Origin of the sequence: Bradyrhizobium sp. CCBAU 51745, from assembly GCF_028128715.1 — a bacterium.
Lineage (GTDB): Bacteria > Pseudomonadota > Alphaproteobacteria > Rhizobiales > Xanthobacteraceae > Bradyrhizobium > Bradyrhizobium manausense.
In genome coordinates this window covers 50,162-74,506 of record NZ_LBJP01000080.1, presented here as the reverse complement: position 1 = coordinate 74,506, position 24,345 = coordinate 50,162, and the positions used below count along the sequence as shown (strand labels likewise).

Sequence of the window (24,345 nt, the reverse complement as noted above, 5' to 3'; positions counted from 1 at the left end):
AGGTCCGAAGCTTCAGACGTTCAACAGATCAGATCAAGGAGATCGACATCATGACGATTTACAGCGGCAAATGCTTTTGCGGCGCGGTTGAAATCGAAGCGGAGGGCGCACCGGAGGCCATGGGATATTGCCATTGCTCGTCGTGCCGCTCCTGGTCGGCCGCCCCAGTGAACGCATTCACATTGTGGAAGCCGCAGAACGTGCGGGTGACCAAGGGCGCCGAATTCGTCGCCACCTACGCACAATCGGAGCTGAGCCATCGGCAATACTGCAAGGGGTGCGGGGGGCATCTCATGTGCGACCATCCGCCGCTTGGGCTCGTCGACGTCTACGCAGCCACATTGCCGACGCTGAACTTCGCGCCGGGCGTGCACGTCAATTATTCCGAGACGGTGTTGCCGATCAGGGACGGCCTGCCGAAACTGAAGGATTTTCCCGCCGAATTCGGAGGCTCAGGTGTCGCCGTTTCTGAATAGCCCCCTGGTCTGGACGTTGATCGCGCTGATCTTGTCCATGGCCGGAATCCTTCATGACCTCAGCTGAACTTCTTAACAGGAGAGCAGCCGTCTGATCGTCCGGCGATCTTTTTTCCGCGGCGTGCAGCCGCGGAAAAGAAGCCTGATTGTGAGTGGGGTGAGCGCTTGAAGTTGTTCTGCGCCAGATCGCAGAGATGCACCGACCAAAATGATGATGCCTGCAAATAAAGAAAACAGGATGCGCATCCTGCAGAGCTACTACTCAAATGTATGTTTCTCGTTCGTGATGCTCTGGTAGATTTCGCCGGAAATCAAATGGCCGACGCCGCTGACATCGCCGGGACTGCCGATATACCGCCAGCCCGTAAGTTGTTTGCCGCTGGAGACGTCCCAAAACCGAAACTCGACCTTGATGCGGCCATCGGGTTGACGGCCGATGCGGCCAACGACCAATCCCTGTGTGCTGGTTCTGCGCCAATCAGCAAATACAGGCGGCAGATCGACATTCACGTTCTTGTTCAGGAAAGCCACCTGATCAACCAATTCGACCACGCTGGTTTGTCTCAGGTCTGATGCAATGGTCCGCACGATCGTATCGGAGAGCTCGGTCTCCGAAGGGCCGCCTACGATAAAGTCAGGCAGCGCAATCCGGAGCGGCTGACTCGTTCGAATAACCGGACGCTGAAGGAAAGGATCGGCGGCCGCAGGTACGCTTATCGCAATGGCAATGGCAGCAGCGATGGTTCGAACGCGCATCAAGAATGCCCCGGAAGACAATGACCGCGAGTGGAGGTGAGCATTCGGGCGGAATTTGGGGCGCGACCGCAGAGGCTCGGAAGTCGCCGCGGGAGGGGCTCGCCTGCAGGGTGCAACCAGCTCTTGCACATCTCTTGATTTTGCGCGATTGCCGTGCTATTGGCTGCTCATGATGAAATGCTCGCGCAAAGTCAACTTCTGGAACATGACCCGCTTCGGTTGGGCCGTGGAAGGAGTCGTGCGCTAGCAATTCGACGACGACATCTCTTCCACCAGGCCCCGCCGGCATCGGACGGGGCCTTTTGTTTGGCCACGCTCCCTGCCGGCACGACAGCAGGAGCATACGATGCCACCACAACTCACGGATATCTCACCCGGAATTGAGGGAGAGGCCGCAAGGCGCGGCCTCACGCTCTCGATCGTCCAGGCAAAGAGCGCGATCGACCAGGCGTTAGCGGAGCGCCTCAAGGCGTCTGCCTCGGCGCTGGATGGCGCTTTGCCGGATGCTGCCGGACCAACGGCCGCACCAAGGCCAAGCCTCCTCGGTCTGCTCAAGCGAGCCTGGCTTGCGTTTCTGGCGCGGCGCCAGAATCCGCAGGTCGCCTTGCAAGATCTGAGCGACAGGGAGCTGATGGATATCGGCCTGACGCGCGGCGAGGTCGACTATCTCTCGCCACAACGCGCCATCGACAAGTTGAGGGATAGCACGATGTATCTATGGAGCGGCCGTGGGATGTAAATGACCATGCCGCGCTAAGATAAGAGAAGGACTGATATCATGGTCTCAAACGCGGTCATTTCTCAGGCGGATTGTGAAATCCGACGATTGACTGTCGATGATCTGGATTGTCTCCGCGAGATTCGCGCGGAGGCAATTCGGGCGCATCCTCAGACGTTTGGATCTCCTGAAGAGGACGAAGGCGGCGATGTGATGATGGCGGCCTATCGCCAATGGCTCGGCGAGACGATCCTCGGCGCGTTTGGATGTGAGGGTCTGATCGGAGTGGCGGGCTTCTATGTCTCGCGATACAGGAAATCGCAGCATAGGGGACATATCTTCTCGGTCTATGTGCGGGAGAACGAACGCGGCAAGGGTGTCGGAGATCGGCTCGTCAAGGAGCTTCTTGCCCAAGCCGAGGCGCGTGTCGAGCAGGTGCACCTTGCCGTGGGATCGACGGCGGTTGCTGCCATCAAGACTTATCAGCGAAATGGTTTCGAGATCTATGGCACCGATCCCAGTGTCATTCGCATCGGTGATACCACCTATGACCATTACCTGATGATGAGGAAATTCAGCACTAGCGCCGGCCCCGACAGCCCGGCTTCCATTGGGGCCTGACGCACCAGGCCCCACAGGGAAATGACCGCGCTGCGGCCGTTCCGTCCGATCCCGCTCTGAGGCGCTAGGCACGGGTCATTTTTTCGCGGGGGCCGCCTGCCTAAACCCGTTTGCACTGCCTGTTTTTCCACGGCAATATGCCGGCAAAACAACCATAGGACGGGACAAGACAATGGCAGCCCCCATCAAATTCGGCGTCGGCCAAAGCGTGCTGCGCAAGGAGGACGACGCGCTGATCCGCGGCAAGGGCCGCTATACCGACGATTACACGCCGCAGGCCGCGCTGCGCTGCCTGGTGCTGCGCTCGCCGCATGCACACGCCAAGTTCACCGTCGATGCGAGCCGCGCCCGGACGCTGCCTGGGGTCGCACTGATTCTCACCGCGGCCGAGGTCGGCGATCTCGGCAATCTGCCCTGCCTCTTCAATCTGGAGACCGATCCGTTCACCGGCCCGCCTTACCCGATCCTGGCCAAGGACGAGGTGCGGCATGTCGGCGATGCCGTCGCTTTCGTGGTTGCCGAGACCATCGACCAGGCCCGCGACGCGATCGAGGCCATCGACGTCAAATGGAGCCCGCTGCCGGCGGTGACCGGCGTCGTCAACGCCGTCAAGAAAGGCGCGCCGCAGGTCTGGCCGGACAAGCCGGGCAATGTGCTGTTCGACGTCTCGATCGGCGACAAGAAAGCGACTGAAGCCGCCTTCGCCAAGGCGCATACGGTTGCCGAAATCTCGATCGTCAATCCGCGCGTGGTTGCAAGCTTCATGGAGACGCGCGCGGCGGTCTGCGAATACGACGCCAAGGCCGATCATCTGACCCTGACGGTCGGCAGCCAGGGCAGCCACCGTCTGCGCGACATCCTCTGCCAGAATGTGCTGAACATCCCCACCGACAAGATGCGGGTGATCTGTCCCGATGTCGGCGGCGGCTTTGGCACCAAGCTGTTCCCGTACCGCGAATACGCCCTCATGGCCGTCGCCGCGCGCAAGCTGAAGAAGGCCGTCAAATGGTCGGCCGATCGCTCCGAGCATTTCATGGGCGATGCGCAGGGCCGCGACAACGTCACCACCGCCAAGATGGCGCTGACTGAAGACGGCAAGTTCCTGGCGATGGATTGCGACCTGATGGGCGACATGGGCGCGTATCTGTCGACCTTCGGGCCCTATATCCCGCATGGCGGCGCCGGCATGCTGCCGGGCCTTTACGACATCCAGGCCTTCCACTGCCGGGTGCGCACCATCTTCACCCACAGCGTGCCGGTCGATGCCTATCGTGGCGCGGGCCGGCCTGAGGCCGCCTACGTCATCGAACGCCTGGTCGATGCCTGTGCGCGCAAGCTCGAGATGACGCCGGATGCGATCCGTCGCAAGAACTTCATCCCGCCGAAGGCGTTGCCCTACAAGACCGCGACCGGCAAGGTCTACGACTCAGGCGATTTCGCCGCGCATCTGAAGCGCGCGATGGAAATCGGCGAGTGGAAGGAATTCGGAAAACGCGCCAAGGCGGCGAAGAAGCACGGGCTGATCCGCGGCATTGGCCTTGCGAGCTATGTCGAGATCTGCGGCGTGATGGGCGAGGAGACCGCCAATGTGCGGCTCGACCCCAATGGCGACGTCACCGTCCTGATCGGCACGCAGTCGAGCGGGCAGGGCCACCAGACCGCCTATGCGCAGATCGTCGCCGAGCAGTTCGGCGTTGCGCCGGAGCGCGTCCACGTCCGCCAGGGCGACACGGCAGAGATCGCCACGGGCCTCGGCACCGGCGGCTCGGCCTCGATTCCATCAGGCGGCGTCAGCGTCGAGCGCGCCACGCGCGAACTCGGGCAAAAGCTCAAGGAGATCGCGGCGCAGGCGCTGGAAGCCAGCCCCGGTGACCTCGAGATCACCGACGGCATCATCAGGATCGCCGGTACCGACCGCTCGATCTCGTTCGCGGATCTCGCCAAGCGGCCCGGCGTCGATCCGTCGAAGCTGAATGGCAGCGCGACCTTCGCCAGCGCAGACGGCACCTACCCGAACGGCACGCATCTGGCGGAGGTCGAGATCGATCCGGCCACCGGCATCATCAGAATCGTCAACTACGTGATCGTCGACGATTTCGGCAAGACGCTGAATCCGCTGCTGCTGGCGGGCCAGGTGCATGGCGGCGCCATGCAGGGCATCGGCCAGGCGCTGATGGAGCAGGTGGTCTATGGCGCGACCGATGGCCAGCTCATCACCGCGACTTACATGGACTACGCGCTGCCGCGCGCGGCTGACGGCCCGTCCTTCGTGTTCGAGACCCACAACATTCCCTGCACGACCAATCCGATGGGTGTGAAGGGCGCGGGCGAGGCCGGCGCGATCGGGTCCTGCCCGGCCGTCGTCAACGCCATCGTCGATGCGCTCTGGCGCGAATACAAGATCGATCACATCGACATGCCGGCCACGCCGGAGCGGGTGTGGATCGCGATCAACGAGCACCACCGCCGCCACAGCCTGTAAGGCGTGGCGCCCGGCTCGCGGTGGGAATAATCGCCCGCGGCCGGGTTCTAACCATCAATGGCCTGTTCCCCCAACCGACTTGCGAGCCGGAGAAGAAGACTCATGAAACGAATGTTTGTTGTCGCGGGCGCCCTGTTTCTGGGTGCAGGCGCCGTGATGGCGCAGCAGGAGGTCGCCGTCCAGCAGGACAATCTGATGCGCTCGCAGGCCAAGAGCATGTACGGCGTGATCCTCAAGATGGCGAAGGGCGACATTCCCTACAACCAGAAGCAAGTCGACGAGGCAATCGCCAGCCTGGAGGCGGACGTCGCCAAGATTGCCAAGACCTTCGAGGTCAATCCCAAGCAGGACGTGGTCAACGCCACCTATGGTTCGTCGCCAAAGGTGTGGCAGCAGAAGGCTGATTTCGAATCAAAAATCCCGCCGGTGCAGAAGGCGATCGCCGACGTCAAGGGCAAGATCCACAATGTCGCCAGCCTCAAGGCGGCCTACACCACCATCAACGACCGCTGCAATGATTGCCACGAGACGTATCGGCTGAAGCTGAAGTAAGGCGACGTAGGTTGCGTCAACGATAGCTACAAACTCAGTGCATCGCCCGCCTTGTGCGCGCTTGCGCACTGGGGCGGGCGATCCAGTACGCCGCGACGGTGCAGGGAACGTTTGACGTCTCTGGAATACTGGATTCCCCGCCTTCGCGGGGGATGACAGCCGTGAGTGCCGCAAATTCTCCTCCCACGCCCTGACGGATCGCCGTCGGAAGGACTATGTTTGGTCGCGCCGCCGCGGCGTTGATGCCTGACGCTATCGAGAGTCGCGCCGCGGGCGGCGATCGCAGGCAACAGCGAGACAGGCCATGGCAAAACCGTTCCCGTCGAAAACCCATATCGGCAACCATATGCTGCATCCGGAAACGCTGATGCTGACCTATGGCTATGATCCGCAGCTGTCGGAAGGCGCCATCAAGCCGCCGGTGTTCCTGACCTCGACCTTCGTGTTCAAAACGGCCGAGGACGGGCAGGACTTCTTCGACTACGTCGCCGGCCGGCGCGAGCCGCCGGAGGGGATGGGCGCCGGGCTCGTCTATTCGCGCTTCAACCATCCCAACAGCGAGATTGTCGAGGACAGGCTCGCGGTCTATGAGCGCACCGAGAGCTGCGCGCTGTTCTCCTCGGGCATGGCGGCGATCTCGACGACGATTTTGGCGTTCGTCCGCCCGGGCGATGTCATTCTCCACTCGCAGCCGCTCTATGGCGGCACCGAAACCCTGCTGACGAACACGCTGTCGCGCTTCTCGATCGGCGCGGTCGGCTTTGCCGACGGCGTCGATGAGGCGGTGGTCAACCAGGCCGCGGAAGAGGCCATGCGTCGAGGGCGGGTTTCGATGATCCTGGTCGAGACGCCGGCCAACCCGACCAATGGGCTCGTCGACATCGCGCTGATGCGCCGCGTCGCCGACAGCATCGGCAAGGCCCAGGGCTACACGCCGATCATCGCCTGCGACAACACGCTGCTCGGCCCGGTGTTTCAGCGGCCGATCGAGCACGGCGCCGACATCTCGCTGTACTCGCTGACCAAATATGTCGGCGGCCATTCCGATCTGATCGCGGGCGCAGCGCTCGGCACCAAGGCGGTGATGAAGGGCATCAAGGCGCTGCGCGGTGCCATCGGCACCCAGCTCGATCCGCATTCCTGCTGGATGATCAACCGCTCGCTCGAGACCCTCAGCCTGCGCATGGAGAAGGCCAACAGCAATGCGCGCCTCGTCGCGGATTTCCTGCGCGATCACGCCAAGGTGGCGAAGGTTCATTATCTCGGCCATCACGAGGAGACCTCGCCCTCGGGGCGCGTGTTCGCGCGGCAATGCTCAGGCGCGGGATCGACGTTCTCGTTCGACATCGTCGGCGGCCAGGCGGCGGCGGAGAAGTTTCTCAACGGCTTGCAGATCCTCAAGCTCGCGGTCAGCCTCGGCGGCACGGAATCGCTGGCGAGCCTGCCGGCGACGATGACTCATTCCGGCGTTCCCGCCGATATCCGCCGCAAGATCGGCGTGCTCGATTGCACCATCCGCCTGTCGATCGGCATCGAAAATCCGTCCGATCTGATCGCCGATCTCGAGCATGCGCTGAGTGCGGCTTGAGTGCACGGGCATCACCTGTCGTTTCGGAATCAAAAAGGCCGGACGCTCGCGCCCGGCCTTCAACGATGAGGTCGTGATGATCTCTACTTCGTCACCTGGCCGCGGATTTCGCCGCCCGGGTTGGCGGCGGTGTGAATGTTGACATAGAGCTTGCCGGACAGGAGATCGGAGGCCTGCGCGTCGGTCAGCGTCGCCGAACCTTCGGCCGGGCTGTTGGCGATGCCCGGGATCGGGATCGCGACGCCGGCGTTCTTGCCGACCTCGGCGGGGCCGTGGAAATGAGCGGCAGTGGCGGGGCCGGAGAGGCCGGAATAGGTCACCTTCCAGGACAGCTTTTTCGTTGGGGCGTCATAGTCGATATCGGCGGTGCCGGTGCCACTGGTGGTGGTGGCGGGCACTTCGGACTTGCCGTCCAGTGTCGCCTTCAGCTTCTCCGCGCTGGCCGGGCCTGCGAATGCGACGGCGGCTCCGAGTGCCAGCGTGGCAAAAAGCGCTTTGTTCATGGGTCTCTCCCTGTTGACGCCTGATTGCTGTCACCTTGCAAACAGTGCGACTGCGATTTTATTCCCGGATTACAGTCACACCATCTAAATTATTCGTGGCTGGAGCTGCGGCGGGATGACCCGTAAATACGCTTGAGCTCAATGGGATTCTTCATGCTGCGACGAACAATTTACGTTACTTTGATCGCTGCTGTCGCAGCCTTTGCCGTCTATTGGTGGCTGACCGCGCCGAGCGCCTCGGCGCTGCCGGCGCCGACGCGCAAGCCTGATCTCGCCAATGGGCAGGAGTTGTTCAATGCGGGCGGCTGCTCCTCCTGCCATGCCGTGCCCAACCAGCCGGATCGCTTGAAGCTCGGCGGCGGCCTCGCGCTGGGCTCGCCGTTCGGGACGTTCTATGCGCCGAACATTTCGCCTGACCCCACCGACGGCATCGGCCGCTGGAGCGAGGCTGATTTCGTCAATGCGGTGATGCGCGGCATTTCGCCCGAGGGCAGGCACTACTTCCCGGCATTTCCCTACACGTCCTATCATCTTGCTGACGTCGACGACGTCCGCGATCTCTTTGCCTATCTGAAGACGCTGCCGCCGGTCTCGGGTCGCGTGCGCGACCACGAACTGCCGTTTCCCTTCAATATCCGCCGCAATGTCGGCATCTGGAAATTGCTGTTCATGGATCTCAGGCCGTTCGTGCCTGACGCAACGCGCTCCGCGCAGTGGAATCGCGGCGCCTACCTCGTGAATGGTTTTGGCCATTGCGCCGAATGCCACAGCCCGCGCAATGTTCTCGGCGGCGTCATCAGCTCGCAGCGCTTTGCCGGCGGTCCCAATCCCGAAGGCGAGGGCTGGGTGCCGAACATCACGCAGAAGGGCTTAGGTGACTGGAGCGAGAAGGATATCGCCGACTTCCTCGAGACCGGCGACATGCCCGAGGGTGACAGCGCATCGGGCGCGATGCGGCCGGTGATCAAGAACCTCGCGCAGTTGCAGCCGGAGGATCGCGCCGCGATGGCGGCGTACCTGAAGTCGCTGCCTCCGGTCGATGGCCCGACGCCGCCCAAGCGCAAGGAGGACGGCGGCTGAGCGCGTCCGGTTAAAGCGCGATGAGATCGGGTTGAATCGTCATGGCGCTTTAGCTCTTTGTTTGAGCATGATCTCCGCGCAAACGCGCTCCGCTGATGTCGCGAGGGAAAACCGCTTCACACTTTTCCGGATCATGCTCTAGCCGGTGCCGAACGCCTTGAAGGTGATGATGGTGAGCGTGTCCTGGATGCCGGGCAGCACCTGCACCTTCTCGTTCACGAAGTGGCCGATGTCGGTGTCCTTGTCGACATAGAACTTCACCAGCAAATCGTATTGGCCGGCGGTGGAGTAGATCTCGGAGGCGATCTCGGCTTCGGCGAGCGCATTGGCCACCGTGTAGGACTGACCAAGCTTGCATTTGATCTGGACAAAGAAAGGAACCATTGCAGTCAACTCCGAAGACATGTCTTGGCGGCTAATAGGCCAAAACCGGCGCGATTTAGCAAGCGGGCCGGCCGACCGCCAGAGAGCCGTCCGGGGTTTACGACGCCACCACCGCTGCTGCGAAGGCATCCCTGAGCCGCTGGGCCAGTTCGGCCTTGCGATAGGGCTTGGTCAGGACCACGGCCTCAGCCTGCGCGCGGCCCTGCTCGACCAGGGTCTCCAGCGCATAGCCCGAGGTGAACAGCACCGGCAGGCCGGGCCTGATACGCCGGGCCTGCTCGGCGAGCTCCCAGCCGCTCATGCCGCCGGGCATGACGATGTCAGTGAACAGCATGTCGATGCCGGGATCCGCGCGCAGCCGGTGCAAGGCCTCCTTGCCATTGACGGCGGCGACGACGCGATAGCCCAGCGCCTCCACCCGCTGGATCACCGAGGAGCGTACGAACGGATCGTCCTCCGCGATCAGGATGGTCTCACGGCCGCGCGGCGCAGCCTCGTCAGTCTCGAGCATGTCGGCCAGCGATTGTCCGCCGCCGGGGCGGGGCAGGTAGATCCGGACCGTCGTCCCCAGGCCCCGTTCGCTATAGATCGAGACATGGCCGTCGGATTGCTTGGCAAAGCCATAGACCATGCTCAGCCCGAGGCCGGAACCCTTGCCGACCTCCTTGGTGGTGAAGAACGGCTCGAACGCGCGCTCGATGACCTCAGGCGCCATGCCTTCGCCGTCGTCGGTGACCGAGATCAGCGCATAGCTTCCGGATGCGACCTCCGGGTGAAGGGCGCGATAGTCGTCGTCGATCACGGCGATCTCCGTGCTCAGCGTCAGATGTCCGCCTGACGGCATCGCGTCCTGCGCGTTGAGCGCAAGGTTCAGCACGGCGGATTCGAGCTGGGCGCGGTCCGCAAAGGCCTGGATGGTGCCGGGACCGAACGTCGTCCTGATCTCGATGTTCTCGCGCAAGGTGCGCTGGAGCAGTTTCAGCATGGACAGGATCAGCTCGCCGCAATCGATCGCGCGCGGCTGGAGCAATTGGCGGCGGCTGAACGCCAGCAGCCGCTGCGTCAGCTCCGCACCGCGTTCGCCTGATTCGCAGATGTCGTCGGCAAATTGCCGCAGATCGGGCCGCGCCTTGAGCTGCTCGCTGAGATGCTCGGCGTTGCCGATGATGACGGTGAGGAGATTGTTGAAGTCGTGGGCGATGCCGCCCGAGAGCTGGCCGACCGTCTCCATCTTCTGTGCCTGCTGGAGCTGCTGCTCGGTGAGCTTGCGCGTGGTCAGATCGTGGATGATGCCGACGTGGATCAGCTCGCCATCCTGCCATGCCTGGCCCACCGAGAGGTTCATCGGAAACGTCGAGCCATCCTTGCGCAGGCCGACGGCTTCGCCGGTTGCGAAACGCCGCGCATGAGCTGCGGAGGAGGGCCTTTCCTCATTGGACATCAGCATGCCGATGTCGCAATTCATGATCTCGTCAGCGCGATAGCCGAACAACCGCTCGCAGGCAGGGTTGAACAGCAGAATGCGGGCTTGCGCGTCGAACAGGATGACGCCGTCGACCGCAGTCTCGACGACAGCGGTGAGTCGCGTCATGCTTTCGCGCATCGCGCGCTGGGCGTCCCCCACCTGTTTGAGCAGCAGCGCCGCGTCCCGGCTCTTGATCTCTTCCTCCTCGAGCGCGGCCTGGACCTTTTGCAGGTCGAACGGGGACGGGATCGTCAGGATCTTCGGCAGCAGCGGCCATAGTGCACCGGCGGTGAAGATGGAGGCCGCGGCCGTGACCGCCTTGACCATGCCCTCAATGCCGTAGATCGGAACCCAGAGCGTGTAGATCGACAGCACATGCGTCAGGCCGCAGGCCATGATGAAGATCGCGAACGCCCAGTAGACCCAGCCGAACTGGAGGTCGCGCCGCTTGGTGACGAGAATGGTGAGGGCGAACGGGATCGAGAAATAGGCGGCGGCGATGATGGCGTCGGAGGCGACGTGGAGCCAGATCAGCTCGGGCTCCCACAACAGGCAGATGCCGTGCGGTGAAAGCGTCGACGAATCGAGCAGACGTTGAAAAAAGGCCCACATGATTTCTTCCCGAGAGGATTGCGGCCGAAGCCGGACCGCAATTTGGCGTCGCTGAACGAATCCACTCACTAACGTGTCATTCGCACAGTCGGGCGCCAAGGCCGGGCGATGCCGTGGTCATATTTTCTCAGGATATGCACGCCTACGGGACGACAATCCCGCGCAGCACCGGCTCCGCCTGATTCGCCGGCTTGCTGGGGCTGCGCCGGCGCGCTAGGACAGGCGATGGCCAATGTCCTTTTCGAGCAGGAATATCCTGCGATGACGACGCCCGTGGCGCTCACCATTGCCGGCTCGGATTCGAGCGGCGGGGCCGGGATTCAGGCCGACCTGAAGACCTTTGCTGCGCTCGGCGTCTACGGCGCATCCGCAATCACGGCGCTCACGGCACAGAACACCAAGGGCGTCACCGGCATTCACGCGGTGCCGGCAGCGTTCGTCACAGCGCAGATCGATGCCGTGTTTTCCGATCTCGATGTCGCCGCGGTGAAGATCGGCATGGTGGCGCAGGCCGCGAGCATCGATGCGATCGCTGCTGCGCTGGCGCGCTGGAAGCCTCGCCATGTCGTGCTCGATCCCGTGATGGTCGCAACATCAGGCGACCGCCTGCTCGCCGCAGAGGCCGTCACGGCGTTGCGCGCGAAACTGATGCCGCTCGCATCCGTGATCACGCCCAATTTGCCGGAGGCGGCCGCGCTGCTCGAAGAACCGATCGCGCGAAGCGAGGCCGAGATCGAAAGCCAGGGACGCCGCCTGCTGTCTGTTGGCTGCCGCGCGGTTCTGATCAAGGGCGGGCACGGCGAGGGCGCGGAGAGCACCGATTATCTCGTCGCTGCGGACACCACGCTGGCGCTCGCCGCACCGCGCGTCGCCACCCGCAACACCCACGGCACCGGCTGTTCGCTGTCGTCAGCGGTGGCGGCGGGCCTCGCCAAGGGCGAGGATCTCGCGACGGCGGTACGCAACGCCAAAGGCTGGATCAGCGCGGCGATCGGGTCTGCCGACCGTTTCAGCGTCGGTCATGGCCACGGGCCGATCCATCATTTCCACAAGTTTTACTGACGCCGGCGTCCTGCTGGCGCCGTCCGTACCGATATTAACCAATGAGGCCGGGGGGGCCGCGGTCTTGCGGGCCATCATCGGCTGATCATGTCGCCTGATTGTCGCATGTGACTGATATTCGCGAGGAGGGCGAGGCAAGGTTCGATTCGTATCTGAGGGGCCTCAAGGGTTCAATCGGTCATCCCCCTGTCACGGGACACGGTTACAGGCTGGCGCATGGGAAGTTACGATGTGAGTGACGAGAGCCCGGAGCGGCGCTTTCGCACGTTGTTCATCTCCGACGTTCATCTCGGAGCCCGCGGCTCTCAAGCCGATCTTTTGCTGGACTTCCTGCGCTACCATGATGCCGATACGATTTATCTCGTCGGCGACATCGTCGACGGCTGGGCGCTGAAATCGAGCTGGCACTGGCCGCAATCGCATAACGACCTGGTGCAGAAGCTGCTGCGCAAGGCGCGCAAGGGCGCCAAGATCATTTACGTGCCCGGCAATCACGACGAGTTCCTGCGCAACTATTACGGCACGCATTTCGGCGGCATCGACGTCGTCGAGAACACGGTGCACACCGGCGTAGACGGCAAGCGCTATCTCGTCATCCACGGCGACATCTTCGACCTCGTGGTGCAGAACGCGCGTTGGCTCGCCCATCTCGGCGACAAGGCCTACGACTTCGCGATCCAGATGAATCGCTTCGTCAACTTCTTCCGCCGCCTGTTCGGCGTGCCCTATTGGTCGCTGTCGCAATGGGCCAAGCAGAAGGTCAAGAACGCGGTCAATTATATCGGCGCGTTCGAGCAGGCGCTCTCGGCCGAAGCGCGGCGCCATGACGCCGACGGCGTGATCTGCGGCCACATCCACTATGCCGTGATCCGCGACGAGAACGGCATTCGCTACATGAACTGCGGCGACTGGGTCGAAAGCTGCACCGCGCTGGTCGAGCATGACGACGGCCATTTCGAGATCATCACCTGGGCGGATCATCTGCAGAAACCCGCACAAGTGCCGCAAGTGGCAGCAAGGGCAGCTTGATGCGCATCCTGGTCGCGACCGATGCCTGGCACCCGCAAGTCAACGGTGTGGTTCGGACGCTGACCAAGCTCGCTGACGCCGCCAAATCGCTCGACGCCGAGTTCATGTTCCTGACGCCGCAATCATTCCGCACCTTCGCGATGCCGAGCTATCGCGACGTTCGGCTGGCAATGCCGCGCCCGGCCCGCATTGCAAAGCTGATCGAGGACGCCCGGCCCGACAGCATCCATATCGCGACGGAGGGGCCGATCGGCCTGATGGTCCGCCGCTATTGCGGCCAGCGCAAGCTGCCATTCACGACCAGCTTCCATACCCGCTTTCCTGAATATGTCCGCGCCCGCGTGCCGGTGCCGGCTTCGCTGATCTGGCGGGCGCTGCGCCGATTCCACAGCCCGAGCCGGGCCGTGATGGCGGCGACGCCGGCGCTGGCCCGGGAACTCGGCGAGCGCGGTTTCGACAATGTCGTGCTGTGGCCGCGCGGCGTCGACACCCGCCTGTTCCATCCTCGCGCTGTCGATCTTTGCCTGCCGGCGCCGATATTCCTCTCGGTCGGCCGCGTCGCGGTGGAGAAGAATCTCGAAGCGTTCCTCGATCTCGATCTGCCCGGCACCAAGGTGATCGTCGGTGACGGCCCGGCGCGCAACGCGTTGGAGGAGGCCTATCCCGAGGCGATTTTCCTCGGGGAAAAGCACGGCGAGGAACTGGCCGACATCTATGCGGCGGCTGACGTGTTCGTGTTTTCGAGCAAGACCGATACGTTCGGCCTGGTCCTGCTCGAGGCGCTGGCGAGCGGCCTGCCGGTCGCGGCCTTCCCGGTCAAGGGTCCGCGCGACGTCATCGGCGATGCGCCGGTCGGCGCGCTGGACCATGATTTGCGCAACGCCTGTTTTGCCGCACTCGACATCTCCAGGCAGGCCTGCGTCGAATTCGCCGCCGCCTACACCTGGGAGGCCTCGGCGCGGGCCTTTATCGACAGCATCCGCGCCGCCGGCGCCGTGTTGCCGGGCCGGGACAGGGCGGAACAGCCGCGCTTCGTGGCCTAGATTCTTGTTTTGACGCGTTTTCTTCAGGCGAACCGGTCCCCACTTCGCTCGAAAACGCTTTGGGAAAATCCTCGCGCGGAGGTGTCTTGCCCGCGCCGCGCCGGGCGCGATAACATCCCGCCATGTCCGAACAGCCCCTTCCGATCGGCCCCGCCGATATCGACGCCGCAGCGCGCGTGCTCGCGCCCTTCGCCGTCCGCACTCCGCTGTTGTCTTTCCCCGTGCTCAACGAGCGCGTCGGCGCAAAAGTGTTCCTGAAGCCGGAGATGCTCCAGCGCACCGGCTCCTTCAAGTTCCGCGGCGCCTTCAACAAGGTGTACTCGATCCCGCAGGACAAGCGCGCCGGCGGCGTCGTCGCATTCTCCTCCGGCAACCATGCCCAGGGGGTGGCGGCGGCGGCAAAAATCCTGGACATGCACGCGACCATCGTGATGCCGGCGGACGCGCCGCTGTCGAAGCGCGAGCGCACCAAATCCTATGGCGCCGAGGTCGTGCTGTACGACCGCTACAACGACGACCGCGAGGCGATCTCGCGCGGCATCGCCGAGAAGCGCGGCGCGACGCTGGTGCGGCCCTATGACGATCCCTTCGTGATTGCAGGCCAGGGCACCGCCGGCCGCGAGATCGCGGAGGACATGGCAGCGCTCGGTCTTGCACCCGATATCGTGGTGGCGCCGGCATCCGGCGGCGGCCTGATCGCGGGCGTCGCCACCGCCGTGAAGGCGCGCTATCCGCAGGCCCAGATCGTGGTGGCCGAACCGGAAGCGTTCGACGATCACGGCATCTCGCTGACCGCAGGCCATCGCGAGCCGCACCCGCCCGCCGGCCGCACCATCTGCGATGCGCTGATGGCGCTGATCCCTGGTGAGATGACCTTTGCGATCAACAGCAAGCTGCTGGCGCGCGGCGTGACCGCGTCGGACAAGGAAGTCGGCGCGGCGGTTGCCTTCGCCTATCACGAGCTGAAGCTCGTGGTCGAGCCGGGCGGAGCGGTCGGCCTTGCCGCGCTGCTGGCGGGACGTCTCGATGTCGCCGGCAAGAGCGTCGTCATCGTGCTCTCGGGCGGCAATGTCGATGCGGATCTGTTCGCCGAGCTGGTGGCTTAGGCGTCATTCCGGGGCTCGCGAAGCGAGAGCCAGGAATCCATCCCGTTTCTCTGCCGCACAATGGATTCCGGGTCTGCGCCTTACGGCGCATCCCGGAATGACAAAATCCAAGAGCTGATACCAAGAAAGGGGCAGAGCGTTGCCGCTCTGCCCCTTATATCGTGCTTGCCCCGCAAGTGGGGGAGGGAGCGCTCCCTCTGCGATCAATGCATGAAGCCGCGGTGGTTGTTGCCGCCGTTCATCGCGGGCGACTGGTTCATCGACTGGCGGAAGTTGTTGTTGCCGCCGCCGTTGCCGATCGCATTGAACTGCGGGTGGTTGTTCACCTGGCCGTTCTGCACCTGCACCTTGTTCACCGGGTTGTTGTTGAGCTTCACGATGCCGGTGTTGCCGTTATTGACCCGGATCGGCTGGTTCTGGGGCTGAACATTCGTCGTCTTCACGTCGGTGCTCTTGACATCAACCGTCGAGCCACCCTTGGCGACATTCACCGGCATGCTCACGATCTTGCCCGCCGGGCCGGCATTGTTGTTGCCGGTGTTCGGCGTGGTGTTGGTCACCGGCAAGGTCACGATCTTGCTGATGCCGGCATTGTTCGTCGTGGCCTTGGTCGGCGCCGGCAGGGTGACGATCTTGCTGATCACTTTGCCATCGACCGGCTTCTGCACGACCGGCAGGTTGCCGTTCGTCGGCGAGCCGCCATTGCCCTGCTGCTGGATCAGCGGCATGTATTTGGGCTGACCGAGATTGCCGATCTTCAAGGTCGGGGCAATGTTCTGCGGAGCCAGGAACTTCGTCGCCTGCAGCAGCGGGATGATTTTGGGTTGCGCCTCGAGCTTCAGCGCGGCTTGTGCATAGGGGCTGTTGCTGTAGTGGCTGTAGAAGGTCTGGTAGCCGATCGGCGAGTTCGCGAGCACCGCTTCGTGCCAGGCCTGCGAGATCAAGAGGTTCGCCAGCAGCCAGCGGATATGATCGCATAGCGGGTCGTGCGGATACATCGCGACGAACTCCTGATAATATTCCGGCTTGCCCTCGGACAGCACGTAATCATAGGCCTGGCGCGCCGAGCGGCTCGGCAGGTTGGAGGCCATCTGCACCACCGGCGCATGCACCGGCGCACGGCTCGCGGCCACGGCCGTGTCGCCGAAGAAGGTGAAGTCCGAGGTCAGCGAGGAACTCTCCCAGGGGACCTGCGCACCGCTGGTGGTCTGGTTCACCGCGAGCCGCACGCGCTTGAACAGCTGCTCGATCGGCACGTTGGGCTCGCGCGCGACGTTCAGGAAGGCCTGCGTATAGGGGCTGTGGCCGCCCGTGCCGTCGAGCGCTTCGGCGCCCGGCGCGGTCGAATAGCCGACAATCGAGCCGTTCGGCGCGTCGACGATGGCAAGGCCCCGGCCGGCGTCGTTCACGTTGGGGAACGGGTTGTTGCGGCAGGCGTCGAGAACGACGATGCGCATCCGGCTTGGGATCGTCTCCAGCGTCGACATCACGTCGACCAGGCGAACCGAGTCGTTGACGAGGTCAGTCTGGTTCGAGACTTTGGCATCGACGGGCACGAGGTAGTTCTCGCCGGCAAGCTGCACGCCGTGACCGGCGTAATAGACCATTGCCACCGTGTTCGGTCCGCGCGCGGACACTTTCGCGGAGAAATCCTGCACCACGCGCAGCATGTCGTTCTGGCCGAGGTCGGTGGCGGAGATCACCTCGAAGCCCGCGGAGTTGAGGAATTGCGCCATCGACTGGGCGTCATTGTCGGGGTTCGCAAGCTGCGGCGCGTTCTGGTAGTTCGAATTGCCGATCACCAGCGCCACCCGCTGCTCCGGGCCTTGCAGCGTGGTCGGGGCGGGCGTGACGGGGGCAACTTGCGCAGAAACAGGCCCGCAGGCGAAGCCGAACAGGCTTCCCAGCAGGCCAACAGTCATCACGGCGGATTTCAGGCGGAACATGGCGTGCTCCTTTGGCACTCATCTCGATGCGAGATTGGTTGCGAGGAGACTAGGTCGCGTTCGAAGGCGTGGTCCGTGATCGCGATCACCCTGGACGGGGCGTGATCTAGATCACGCTGGTCTCAGCTACTCGCCAAGTGCTTGGAAATTGTAGGGTGGGCAAAGGCGCGAAGCGCCGTGCCCACCATCTCTTTCGATCACGGACAATGGGTGGGCACGCTTCGCTTTGCCCACCCTACGGCAGTGGTGCAGGGGTGCGTCAAACGCCGCTACGAGAAGAACGCGATCTTCTCGGCCTGGGTCATGCGGCGGATCGGGGCGAGCGCGTCGTTGGCGGCGGGGCGGGGCTTCTGCACGATGCCGCTGGCGAGGATGGTGGCGCCGAGCGAGGGCTCGGGCAGGGGCGACGGCAACGGCAGTGTTGCGCTGGGGGCTCCGCCAGAGAATGCTGCGGCCGCCATGGCGGGGGCCGGCTGCTCCATCACTTCGGCGGCGGCTTCCGCGATGGCATCGGTCAAGCGCGCGAGCGATTCCATCGCGATCGGCGCCTCGACGACGGGCTCCTCGACCTCGGGCTCCTCAATATGGGGCGCGATCGGCGGCTGCTCGGCGACCGGTTCCGCGATCTCCGCGGGCATCTGCTCCGGCATCGGCTCGGGAACTGCTGCACCCATCTCCATGGGCTCGACGATCGCGTCGAACTCCGGATCGGGCGCGGCCATCTCCAGCGCGATGGCATCGAGGATGGCGTCGTCCTCGGCCTCAGCGGCCGCGTGAAGGGAGAATTCGTCGGTGATCTCGGCAACGTCTGCGAGTCCGGCGAGGTTGTCCTCGACCGCGGCAAAGTTCTCCTCGACGGCGGGAGCGTGGCTTTCGACGATCTCGGGCGCGACCGCGACGTCCACCATCGCGTCCTCGGCGATGCCGCTGATGTCGGCGATTGCCTCGGGCTCGGGCGCGATCTCCTGCGGCGTCTCCGTAAAAGCCACGGGTGGTTCGCTCGCCATCGCCGATGGCGCTTCGGCAACAGGTGCCCCAGCGGCCGGTGGCGCCGGCTGCTCGGGCGCAGGTCGCGCCGTCGCCTGCGGTGCAGCAGCGTCCCCAGCGTCCGTCTGCTCGATCCGGTCCTTGAGTAGATCAAAGGCGGCCTTGAGGTCGCCGCGCGGATCGATCCCCGACACCTGGGCGCAGGCCGCTTCGATCGAGGCGAGCTGCGAATCAATCAGATCGCAGATTCGCCCGTCGGCGCCGATCTCGCGCCAGCGCCAGGAGATCTCCTTGATGATGCGCACGCCGCGCGTCACGGGCGCAAGGCTCGCTTCGATCGCGGCGGGATCGAACGCCCTGGCGACTGTGCTTTCTGTGTCCTCGACCGCGCGGCGGATCGCGACCAGCGCTTCCGGCAGGCGATCCTCGACGACGGGTTGTCGCTGTGCCGCAAGGGCTTCTTCGATTTTCGCGACCGCATCGAGCACCATGCTTGTGTCGGCGTTGCGGTTGCGCTTGGCGTATTCGCCGAGGAACCAGCGACCGCGCGCCGTCTCCATGAAGGCTTCGCGGATCGCGTCGTAATCCTGCTCGTTCGGCTCGGCCGCGCGGGCAGACATGGGCGAGAGGGCGAATGCTTCGTTGGCCATGACAATCTCGTCGCGCAAATCAGTGCGCGTTACTGTAACGATCACCACGATATCGACCGAATCGCAATTGGTTTGATGCAGAGCGAATCACAAATCCCCACGCCAGCGGCGGTCAAGCGGCGATTCGCCGTGAGTCTCGCGCTGTTCTACGGCACGTCCTACGGTGTCCTGGGCACCCATCTGCCGTTCTTCACGGTGTGGTTGAAGGCCATCGGGATCGAGCCGGGCTGGATCGGAATCATCAGTGCCGTCCCCGCCGTCACGCGCTTCACGACGCTGCCTGTCGTGACCGGCCTTGCCGAACGGCGCCGCGCATTGCGCGGCGCGATGATCCTGACGGCGTCGGCCACCGCGCTTCTCTTTATGCTGGTCGGCACCCAGCAGCAGCCCTTGCCGCTGCTCGTGCTCTACATCGTGACCTGTTGCTGCTGGACTCCGCTGACGCCGCTCACCGATGCCTACGCCTTGCGCGGCGTCGCCCGCTACAAATTCGACTACGGACCCGTGCGCCTCTGGGGATCGGTCGCGTTCATCCTCGGCGCGCTCGCTTGCGGACTGTTGATCGAATTGATCGCGGCGCGCCAGCTGATCTGGATCATTGTCGCGATGGCGACGATCTCGGCCGTGACAGGGCTTTCGCTGCAGCCGCTGGATGAGGTGCCGCGAACATCCGGGGTGGCGGAGGGCGGCAGGCCTCTGCTGCGCGACGCAGGCTTCCTCGCCATCATCGTCTCGTCCGCGCTGATCCAGTCCAGCCACGTCGCCTACTACACCTTCGCCTCGATCAACTGGCAGAGCCATGGTCTTGGCGGATTGACCATCGCGGGGCTGTGGGCGCTCGGCGTTTGCGCCGAGATTGTCGTCTTCGCGGTGTCGCCGCGCTTTTCGTTGCATCCCGCGCTGCTGGTGGTGATCGGAGGCTTGAGTGCGGTGATGCGCTGGTCGATCACCGCGCATGAGCCGCCGATCGGCCTGCTCGCGATCGCGCAGCTCGGACATGGCCTGAGCTTCGGCCTGACCCAGGTTGGCGTGATGACTCTCCTGGTGCATCACGTGCCGCCCCGTCAAATGGCGCGAGCGCAGGGATACTACGCGGCGACCACCGGGTTGTTGAGCTCGGCGACGTCGATCATCTCAGGCGCGATCTACGCACGCTATGGCGGGGGGCTGTACTACGTCATGGCGGGGATGGCCGCGGCCGGTGCGCTTCTGATCTGGTCGGCGCGGCATCGGCTGAAGGCTCAGCCCCACAATGCGGCGTCAGGCGGATAGACCAGGCTCTCGTCGTAACGAAGCCCATGATCGCGGTCGCGGGCGAGCAGCAAGGGACCATCGAGATCGACGAAGCGCGCCTGCGGCGTCACCAGCATGGCGGGCGCCATCGAGAGCGAGGTCGCGACCATGCAGCCGATCATGATCTCGAAGCCGAGTGCCTGCGCCGCATCGGCCATGGCGAGCGCTTCGGTGAGGCCGCCGGTCTTGTCGAGCTTGATGTTGACAGCATCGTAACGCGCGCGGAGCGGTGCCAGCGAGCTGCGGTCATGCACGCTCTCGTCGGCGCAGACCGCGAGCGGCCGCTTGATCCGCGCCAGCGCCTCGTCCTTGCCCGCCGGCAGCGGCTGCTCCACCAGGGTGACGCCGACGGCGGCGCAGGCGGCGAGGTTGGCCTCCAGATTGGCCTCGGTCCAGGACTCGTTGGCATCGACGATCAGCTCGGATTCGGGAGCGGCCTTGCGCACCGCCGCGATCCGCATCCCATCGCCGTCGCCGCCGAGCTTGATCTTCAATAGCGGCCGGTTCGCCGCCTTGGCGGTCGCCGCCGCCATGGCCTCGGGCGTGCCCAGCGAGATCGTATAGGCGGTGGTGCGCATTCCCGGCACCGGGCGGTCCAGCAGGTTCCAGGCCCGCTGGCCGGTCGCCTTGGCCTCCAAGTCGATCAGGGCGCAATCCAGCGCATTGCGGGCGGCTCCCGGCGGCATGGCGGCCTGGAGGGCCTGCCGCGTCAGGCCATCAGCCACGGCTGCCCGCATGGCCTCGATGGCCGCAAGGGCTGCCTCCGGGGTCTCGCCATAGCGCGGATAGGGCACGCATTCGCCGCGGCCGACGAGGCCGTTCCGGCTCACTTCGGCCACCACGGTCACCGCTTCCGTCTTGGCGCCCCGGCTGATGGTGAAACTGCCGGCGATCGGAAACCGCTCGATTCGCGCGGCAAGGGCAGGAACTTTGCTGGAAGTCATTTTGAACTCTGGCGAAATCTGAACCGGCTGGTTACCTCTAGCAACTAATATTAACCAAATGGGGATACCTTTTCCGGGTACGGGCGCGTGCGCAACAATCTGATTTCCTCCGCCCTGGTCGTATGGGAGCGGATACCTTGAGCGGCGATCCGAAGCTGGAACGGATTGCCAAAGGCAATGCGCTGGCCCTCTGCGCCACCGGGACCTGGACCGCGAGCTTTGCGCCGGCCCTGGAGCGGATGGTCGCCGATGCCGAGAAGCTCGCCGGCAGCCCGCAAAACATCTTCATCGACGTCTCCGAGGTCGCCAAGCTCGACACCTTCGGGGCCTGGCTGATCGAGCGGCTCCGCCGCAGCCTGACGAAAGGCGCCGTCGAGGCGCAGATCGCGGGGCTCTCCGCCAATTATTCGAGCCTGGTCGACGAGGTGCGCCGGGTCCGCGCGACCCCTGTGGTCGAGACGTCGGCGATCACCATTACCGGCATGCTGGAGCAGATCGGCCGCGCCGTGGCCGGCGTCGGCGGCACCTTTGCCGGCCTGATCGACATGCTGGGCGCCGTGCTTGCGGCGGGCGTGCATGTGCTGATCCATCCCCGCTCGTTCCGCCTGACCTCGACCGTGCACCACATGGAGCAGGTCTGCTGGCGCGCAGTGCCGATCATCGTGCTGATCACCTTCCTGATCGGCTGCATCATCGCCCAGCAAGGCATCTTCCATTTCCGCCGCTTCGGCGCCGACATCTTTGTCGTCGACATGCTCGGCGTCCTGGTGCTGCGCGAGATCGGCGTGCTGCTGGTCGCGATCATGGTCGCGGGCCGCTCGGGCAGCGCCTACACCGCCGAGCTCGGCTCGATGAAGATGCGCGAGGAGATCGACGCGCTGCGCACCATGGGCTTCGACCCGATCGAGGTGCTGGTGCTGCCACGCATGCTGGCCTTGGTGCTGGCGCTGCCGATCCTCGCCTTCCTCGGCGCCATGGCTGCCCTCTACGGCGGCGGCCTCGTCGCCTGGCTCTATGGCGGCGTCGATCCCGAAGCGTTTCTGCTGCGCCTGCGCGATGCCATCTCGATCGATCATTTCATCGTCGGCATCGTCAAGGCGCCCGTGATGGCCGCGGTGATCGGCATCGTCGCCTGCGTCGAGGGCCTCGCGGTGCAGGGCAGCGCGGAATCGCTCGGACAGCACACCACGGCCTCGGTGGTTAAGGGCATCTTCTTCGTCATCGTGATGGACGGCGTGTTCGCCATCTTCTTCGCCTCGATCGGGATGTGACGATGGCGCAAGACACGCAAAGCGCGATTCAAAACCCCATCATCCGCGTCCGCGACATCACCGTGCAGTTCGGCAGCACACGGGTGCTCGACGGGCTCAACCTCGACGTCAAGCGCGGCGAGATTCTCGGCTTTGTCGGTCCTTCGGGCGCGGGCAAGTCGGTGCTGACCCGCACCATCATTGGCCTCGTGCCGAAGATCGCGGGCTCCATCGAAGTGTTCGGCGTCGACCTCGATTCCTCCAACACCACGCAGCGCCGCAATGTCGAGCGGCGCTGGGGCGTGCTGTTCCAGCAGGGCGCGCTGTTCTCCTCGCTCACCGTCAGGCAGAACATCCAGTTTCCGATGCGCGAATATTTGCGCGTCTCGCAGCGGCTGATGGACGAGATCACCATGGCCAAGCTCGCCATGGTCGGCCTCAAGCCCGAGGTGGCCGAGCGTTTCCCCTCGGAACTGTCCGGAGGCATGATCAAGCGCGTCGCGCTCGCCCGCGCATTGTCGCTCGACCCTGATCTCGTCTTCCTCGACGAGCCGACCTCGGGCCTCGATCCGATCGGCGCCGGCGACTTCGACGAGCTGGTCAGGACGCTGCAGCGGACTTTGGGGCTGACCGTTTTCATGGTAACCCACGATCTCGACAGCCTCTACACAGCTTGCGACCGCATCGCCGTTTTAGGGAACGGTAAGATCATTGCGGCAGGGTCGATTGCCGACATGCAGGCCTCGCAGCATCCCTGGCTGAGGCAGTATTTCCATGGCAAGCGCGCCCGCGCGGTGATGAGTTGAGTAGCCGGAGCACCTGATGGAAACGCGGGCGAATTACGTATTGATCGGATCCTTCACGCTGGCGGTGATCGCGGCTGCGATCGGCTTCGTGCTCTGGTTCCAGTCCCTGCACACCACCAAGCAGCGCAGCCCCTTTCGCGTCGTGTTCGAGGGCCCCGCGGCGGGCCTGCGCAACGGCGGCAGCGTCAATTTCAACGGTATCCGGGTCGGCGAGGTGGTCTCGGTGAAGCTCGACAATCCGCGGCGGGTTGTCGCACTCGCCATGATCGAGAACAACACGCCGCTGCGCAAGGACACCCTGGTCGGCCTCGAATTCCAGGGCCTGACCGGCGTCGCCGCGATCTCGCTCAAGGGCGGCGAGGAGGCCGCGCCGCCGCCGCCGCTCGACGAGGACGGCATCCCGACGCTGACGGCGGATCCGAACAAGCTCCAGGACGTCACCGAGGCGATCCGCGGCACGCTGCAGAACATCAACAAGATCGTCGCCGACAATCAGGAGTCGGTGAAGAACTCGCTGAAGAATCTCGAGACCTTCACCAATTCGCTCGCGCGCAATTCCGAGAAGATCGATGGCGTGATGGCCAAGGTCGACGGCGTCATGCTGAAGGCCGACAACCTCATGCTCGGCCTCAACACACTTGCCGGTGGTAAGGATGGCGGCGAGCTGTTCCTGACGGTGAAATCGATCCGCGAACTGGCCGAGGATTTCGACAAGCGCTCCGGTGCGCTGATGACCGATGGTCGCCGCACGCTCGGCGACATCAGTCGCGCCGTGAATAATTTCGATCGCAACCCGACCCGCGTGCTGTTCGGTGCCAGCAACAGCGCACCAGCCGCGGCGCCCCCGCCGGCCGAGCCGGCGAAGCCGGCGCCGGCGAACGAGCGCAAGCGGCAGTAGGCGTCTCTCCCCGTCATTGCGAGCGAAGCGAAGCAATCCAGACTGTTTCCGAGGAGGCAGTCTGGATTGCTTCGTCGCAAGAGCTCCTCGCAAT

22 protein-coding genes are annotated in these 24,345 nt (G+C 64.2%); 15 read left to right on the top strand and 7 right to left on the bottom strand.

The genetic code is table 11. The features are described 5' to 3' along the window. The first annotated feature begins 50 nt into the window (after positions 1–50). The gene (locus XH98_RS21830; protein WP_271599875.1) at positions 51–476 is read left to right on the top strand and encodes a GFA family protein; all 426 of its coding nucleotides are present in this window, start codon (positions 51–53) and stop codon (positions 474–476) included. Between the two features lie 258 nt (positions 477–734). Here XH98_RS21830 and XH98_RS21825 read toward each other — a convergent pair whose 3' ends face one another. Beyond that, the gene (locus XH98_RS21825; RefSeq protein ID WP_271619881.1) at positions 735–1,232 is read right to left on the bottom strand and encodes a hypothetical protein; all 498 of its coding nucleotides are present in this window, start codon (positions 1,230–1,232) and stop codon (positions 735–737) included. A 346-nt stretch (positions 1,233–1,578) separates the two neighbouring features. Between XH98_RS21825 and XH98_RS21820 the strand changes: the two genes are divergently transcribed. The 5 genes from XH98_RS21820 (at position 1,579) to XH98_RS21800 (ending at position 7,193) form a co-directional block, all read left to right on the top strand. Beyond that, entirely contained in the window at positions 1,579–1,971 is a 393-nt protein-coding gene (locus tag XH98_RS21820; RefSeq protein ID WP_271619880.1) for a DUF1127 domain-containing protein, read from the top strand. A 39-nt stretch (positions 1,972–2,010) separates the two neighbouring features. Further along, positions 2,011–2,571 (top strand): GNAT family N-acetyltransferase, encoded by a 561-nt coding sequence (locus tag XH98_RS21815; protein ID WP_271599877.1) that lies wholly within the window; start codon positions 2,011–2,013, stop codon positions 2,569–2,571. A gap of 172 nt (positions 2,572–2,743) precedes the next feature. Then, complete coding sequence (locus XH98_RS21810; protein ID WP_271619879.1) at positions 2,744–5,053, top strand: xanthine dehydrogenase family protein molybdopterin-binding subunit; 2,310 nt, start codon at positions 2,744–2,746, stop codon at positions 5,051–5,053. A gap of 102 nt (positions 5,054–5,155) precedes the next feature. Then, entirely contained in the window at positions 5,156–5,605 is a 450-nt protein-coding gene (locus tag XH98_RS21805; RefSeq protein ID WP_271619878.1) for a cytochrome c, read from the top strand. 304 nt (positions 5,606–5,909) lie between these two features. Next, positions 5,910–7,193: a cystathionine gamma-synthase family protein gene (locus XH98_RS21800; protein ID WP_220003068.1), complete on the top strand. Its 1,284-nt coding sequence runs from the start codon at positions 5,910–5,912 to the stop codon at positions 7,191–7,193. Between the two features lie 83 nt (positions 7,194–7,276). Here XH98_RS21800 and XH98_RS21795 read toward each other — a convergent pair whose 3' ends face one another. Beyond that, complete coding sequence (locus XH98_RS21795) at positions 7,277–7,696, bottom strand: CHRD domain-containing protein (protein ID WP_057749031.1); 420 nt, start codon at positions 7,694–7,696, stop codon at positions 7,277–7,279. Between the two features lie 153 nt (positions 7,697–7,849). Here XH98_RS21795 and XH98_RS21790 point away from each other — a divergent pair, with 153 nt between their 5' ends. Further along, positions 7,850–8,776 carry a c-type cytochrome gene (locus tag XH98_RS21790; RefSeq protein WP_271619877.1) on the top strand — a complete coding sequence of 309 codons (927 nt, stop codon included), beginning with the start codon at positions 7,850–7,852 and terminating at the stop codon, positions 8,774–8,776. A gap of 138 nt (positions 8,777–8,914) precedes the next feature. On the opposite strand, the gene XH98_RS21785 is transcribed toward XH98_RS21790, so the two are convergent. Both XH98_RS21785 and XH98_RS21780 read right to left on the bottom strand, forming a co-directional pair. Further along, positions 8,915–9,160, bottom strand: coding sequence for an Lrp/AsnC ligand binding domain-containing protein (locus XH98_RS21785; protein ID WP_018642903.1), 246 nt, complete (start codon positions 9,158–9,160; stop codon positions 8,915–8,917). 97 nt (positions 9,161–9,257) lie between these two features. Beyond that, the gene (locus XH98_RS21780; RefSeq protein WP_271619876.1) at positions 9,258–11,237 is read right to left on the bottom strand and encodes a PAS domain S-box protein; all 1,980 of its coding nucleotides are present in this window, start codon (positions 11,235–11,237) and stop codon (positions 9,258–9,260) included. Between the two features lie 261 nt (positions 11,238–11,498). On the opposite strand from XH98_RS21780, the gene thiD reads away from it, so the two are divergent. The 4 genes from thiD to XH98_RS21760 all read left to right on the top strand — a co-directional run bounded on the left by thiD (position 11,499) and on the right by XH98_RS21760 (position 15,477). After that, the gene (thiD, locus tag XH98_RS21775; protein ID WP_271619930.1) at positions 11,499–12,299 is read left to right on the top strand and encodes a bifunctional hydroxymethylpyrimidine kinase/phosphomethylpyrimidine kinase; all 801 of its coding nucleotides are present in this window, start codon (positions 11,499–11,501) and stop codon (positions 12,297–12,299) included. Positions 12,300–12,515: 216 nt separating this feature from the next. Next, the gene (locus tag XH98_RS21770; RefSeq protein ID WP_057749037.1) at positions 12,516–13,328 is read left to right on the top strand and encodes a UDP-2,3-diacylglucosamine diphosphatase; all 813 of its coding nucleotides are present in this window, start codon (positions 12,516–12,518) and stop codon (positions 13,326–13,328) included. Beyond that, positions 13,328–14,371, top strand: a complete 1,044-nt coding sequence (locus XH98_RS21765; protein ID WP_271619875.1) for a glycosyltransferase family 4 protein — start codon at positions 13,328–13,330, stop codon at positions 14,369–14,371. The genes XH98_RS21770 and XH98_RS21765 overlap by 1 nt, the downstream gene beginning before the upstream one ends. 122 nt (positions 14,372–14,493) lie before the next feature. Beyond that, positions 14,494–15,477: a threonine/serine dehydratase gene (locus XH98_RS21760; RefSeq protein ID WP_271619874.1), complete on the top strand. Its 984-nt coding sequence runs from the start codon at positions 14,494–14,496 to the stop codon at positions 15,475–15,477. A gap of 203 nt (positions 15,478–15,680) precedes the next feature. Here the strand turns inward: XH98_RS21760 and XH98_RS21755 are convergent, their stop codons facing one another. Both XH98_RS21755 and XH98_RS21750 read right to left on the bottom strand, forming a co-directional pair. Next, complete coding sequence (locus tag XH98_RS21755) at positions 15,681–17,423, bottom strand: caspase family protein (RefSeq protein ID WP_271619873.1); 1,743 nt, start codon at positions 17,421–17,423, stop codon at positions 15,681–15,683. A 269-nt stretch (positions 17,424–17,692) separates the two neighbouring features. Beyond that, on the bottom strand, positions 17,693–19,060 hold the full coding sequence (locus XH98_RS21750) for a hypothetical protein (RefSeq protein WP_271619872.1): 1,368 nt from the start codon (positions 19,058–19,060) through the stop codon (positions 17,693–17,695). Positions 19,061–19,135: 75 nt separating this feature from the next. Here XH98_RS21750 and XH98_RS21745 point away from each other — a divergent pair, with 75 nt between their 5' ends. After that, entirely contained in the window at positions 19,136–20,332 is a 1,197-nt protein-coding gene (locus tag XH98_RS21745) for an MFS transporter (protein ID WP_271619871.1), read from the top strand. On the opposite strand, the gene dgcA is transcribed toward XH98_RS21745, so the two are convergent. Then, positions 20,302–21,297, bottom strand: coding sequence for an N-acetyl-D-Glu racemase DgcA (dgcA, locus tag XH98_RS21740; protein WP_271619870.1), 996 nt, complete (start codon positions 21,295–21,297; stop codon positions 20,302–20,304). The genes XH98_RS21745 and dgcA overlap by 31 nt on opposite strands. 137 nt (positions 21,298–21,434) lie before the next feature. On the opposite strand from dgcA, the gene XH98_RS21735 reads away from it, so the two are divergent. The 3 genes from XH98_RS21735 to XH98_RS21725 are packed head-to-tail and all read left to right on the top strand — an operon-like array spanning position 21,435 to position 24,251. Continuing rightward, positions 21,435–22,568 carry an MlaE family ABC transporter permease gene (locus XH98_RS21735; RefSeq protein WP_271619869.1) on the top strand — a complete coding sequence of 378 codons (1,134 nt, stop codon included), beginning with the start codon at positions 21,435–21,437 and terminating at the stop codon, positions 22,566–22,568. 2 nt (positions 22,569–22,570) lie between these two features. After that, entirely contained in the window at positions 22,571–23,353 is a 783-nt protein-coding gene (locus XH98_RS21730) for an ABC transporter ATP-binding protein (RefSeq protein WP_271619868.1), read from the top strand. A gap of 16 nt (positions 23,354–23,369) precedes the next feature. After that, positions 23,370–24,251, top strand: coding sequence for an MlaD family protein (locus XH98_RS21725; protein WP_271619867.1), 882 nt, complete (start codon positions 23,370–23,372; stop codon positions 24,249–24,251). The last annotated feature ends 94 nt before the right edge of the window (positions 24,252–24,345 follow it).

Bases quoted from the DNA above. Each gene is read 5' to 3' on its own strand.
- XH98_RS21770 (WP_057749037.1), top strand. From the start codon at position 12,516: ATGGGAAGTTACGATGTGAGTGACGAGAGCCCGGAGCGGCGCTTTCGC.
- thiD (WP_271619930.1), top strand. From the start codon at position 11,499: ATGACGACGCCCGTGGCGCTCACCATTGCCGGCTCGGATTCGAGCGGC.
- XH98_RS21780 (WP_271619876.1), bottom strand. From the start codon at position 11,237: ATGTGGGCCTTTTTTCAACGTCTGCTCGATTCGTCGACGCTTTCACCG.
- XH98_RS21785 (WP_018642903.1), bottom strand. From the start codon at position 9,160: ATGGTTCCTTTCTTTGTCCAGATCAAATGCAAGCTTGGTCAGTCCTAC.
- XH98_RS21730 (WP_271619868.1), top strand. From the start codon at position 22,571: ATGGCGCAAGACACGCAAAGCGCGATTCAAAACCCCATCATCCGCGTC.
- XH98_RS21725 (WP_271619867.1), top strand. From the start codon at position 23,370: ATGGAAACGCGGGCGAATTACGTATTGATCGGATCCTTCACGCTGGCG.
- XH98_RS21820 (WP_271619880.1), top strand. From the start codon at position 1,579: ATGCCACCACAACTCACGGATATCTCACCCGGAATTGAGGGAGAGGCC.
- XH98_RS21795 (WP_057749031.1), bottom strand. From the start codon at position 7,696: ATGAACAAAGCGCTTTTTGCCACGCTGGCACTCGGAGCCGCCGTCGCA.
- XH98_RS21825 (WP_271619881.1), bottom strand. From the start codon at position 1,232: ATGCGCGTTCGAACCATCGCTGCTGCCATTGCCATTGCGATAAGCGTA.
- XH98_RS21765 (WP_271619875.1), top strand. From the start codon at position 13,328: ATGCGCATCCTGGTCGCGACCGATGCCTGGCACCCGCAAGTCAACGGT.
- XH98_RS21755 (WP_271619873.1), bottom strand. From the start codon at position 17,423: ATGTTCCGCCTGAAATCCGCCGTGATGACTGTTGGCCTGCTGGGAAGC.
- XH98_RS21790 (WP_271619877.1), top strand. From the start codon at position 7,850: ATGCTGCGACGAACAATTTACGTTACTTTGATCGCTGCTGTCGCAGCC.
- XH98_RS21815 (WP_271599877.1), top strand. From the start codon at position 2,011: ATGGTCTCAAACGCGGTCATTTCTCAGGCGGATTGTGAAATCCGACGA.
- XH98_RS21830 (WP_271599875.1), top strand. From the start codon at position 51: ATGACGATTTACAGCGGCAAATGCTTTTGCGGCGCGGTTGAAATCGAA.
- XH98_RS21810 (WP_271619879.1), top strand. From the start codon at position 2,744: ATGGCAGCCCCCATCAAATTCGGCGTCGGCCAAAGCGTGCTGCGCAAG.
- XH98_RS21760 (WP_271619874.1), top strand. From the start codon at position 14,494: ATGTCCGAACAGCCCCTTCCGATCGGCCCCGCCGATATCGACGCCGCA.
- XH98_RS21745 (WP_271619871.1), top strand. From the start codon at position 19,136: ATGCAGAGCGAATCACAAATCCCCACGCCAGCGGCGGTCAAGCGGCGA.
- XH98_RS21805 (WP_271619878.1), top strand. From the start codon at position 5,156: ATGAAACGAATGTTTGTTGTCGCGGGCGCCCTGTTTCTGGGTGCAGGC.
- XH98_RS21800 (WP_220003068.1), top strand. From the start codon at position 5,910: ATGGCAAAACCGTTCCCGTCGAAAACCCATATCGGCAACCATATGCTG.
- dgcA (WP_271619870.1), bottom strand. From the start codon at position 21,297: ATGACTTCCAGCAAAGTTCCTGCCCTTGCCGCGCGAATCGAGCGGTTT.
- XH98_RS21750 (WP_271619872.1), bottom strand. From the start codon at position 19,060: ATGGCCAACGAAGCATTCGCCCTCTCGCCCATGTCTGCCCGCGCGGCC.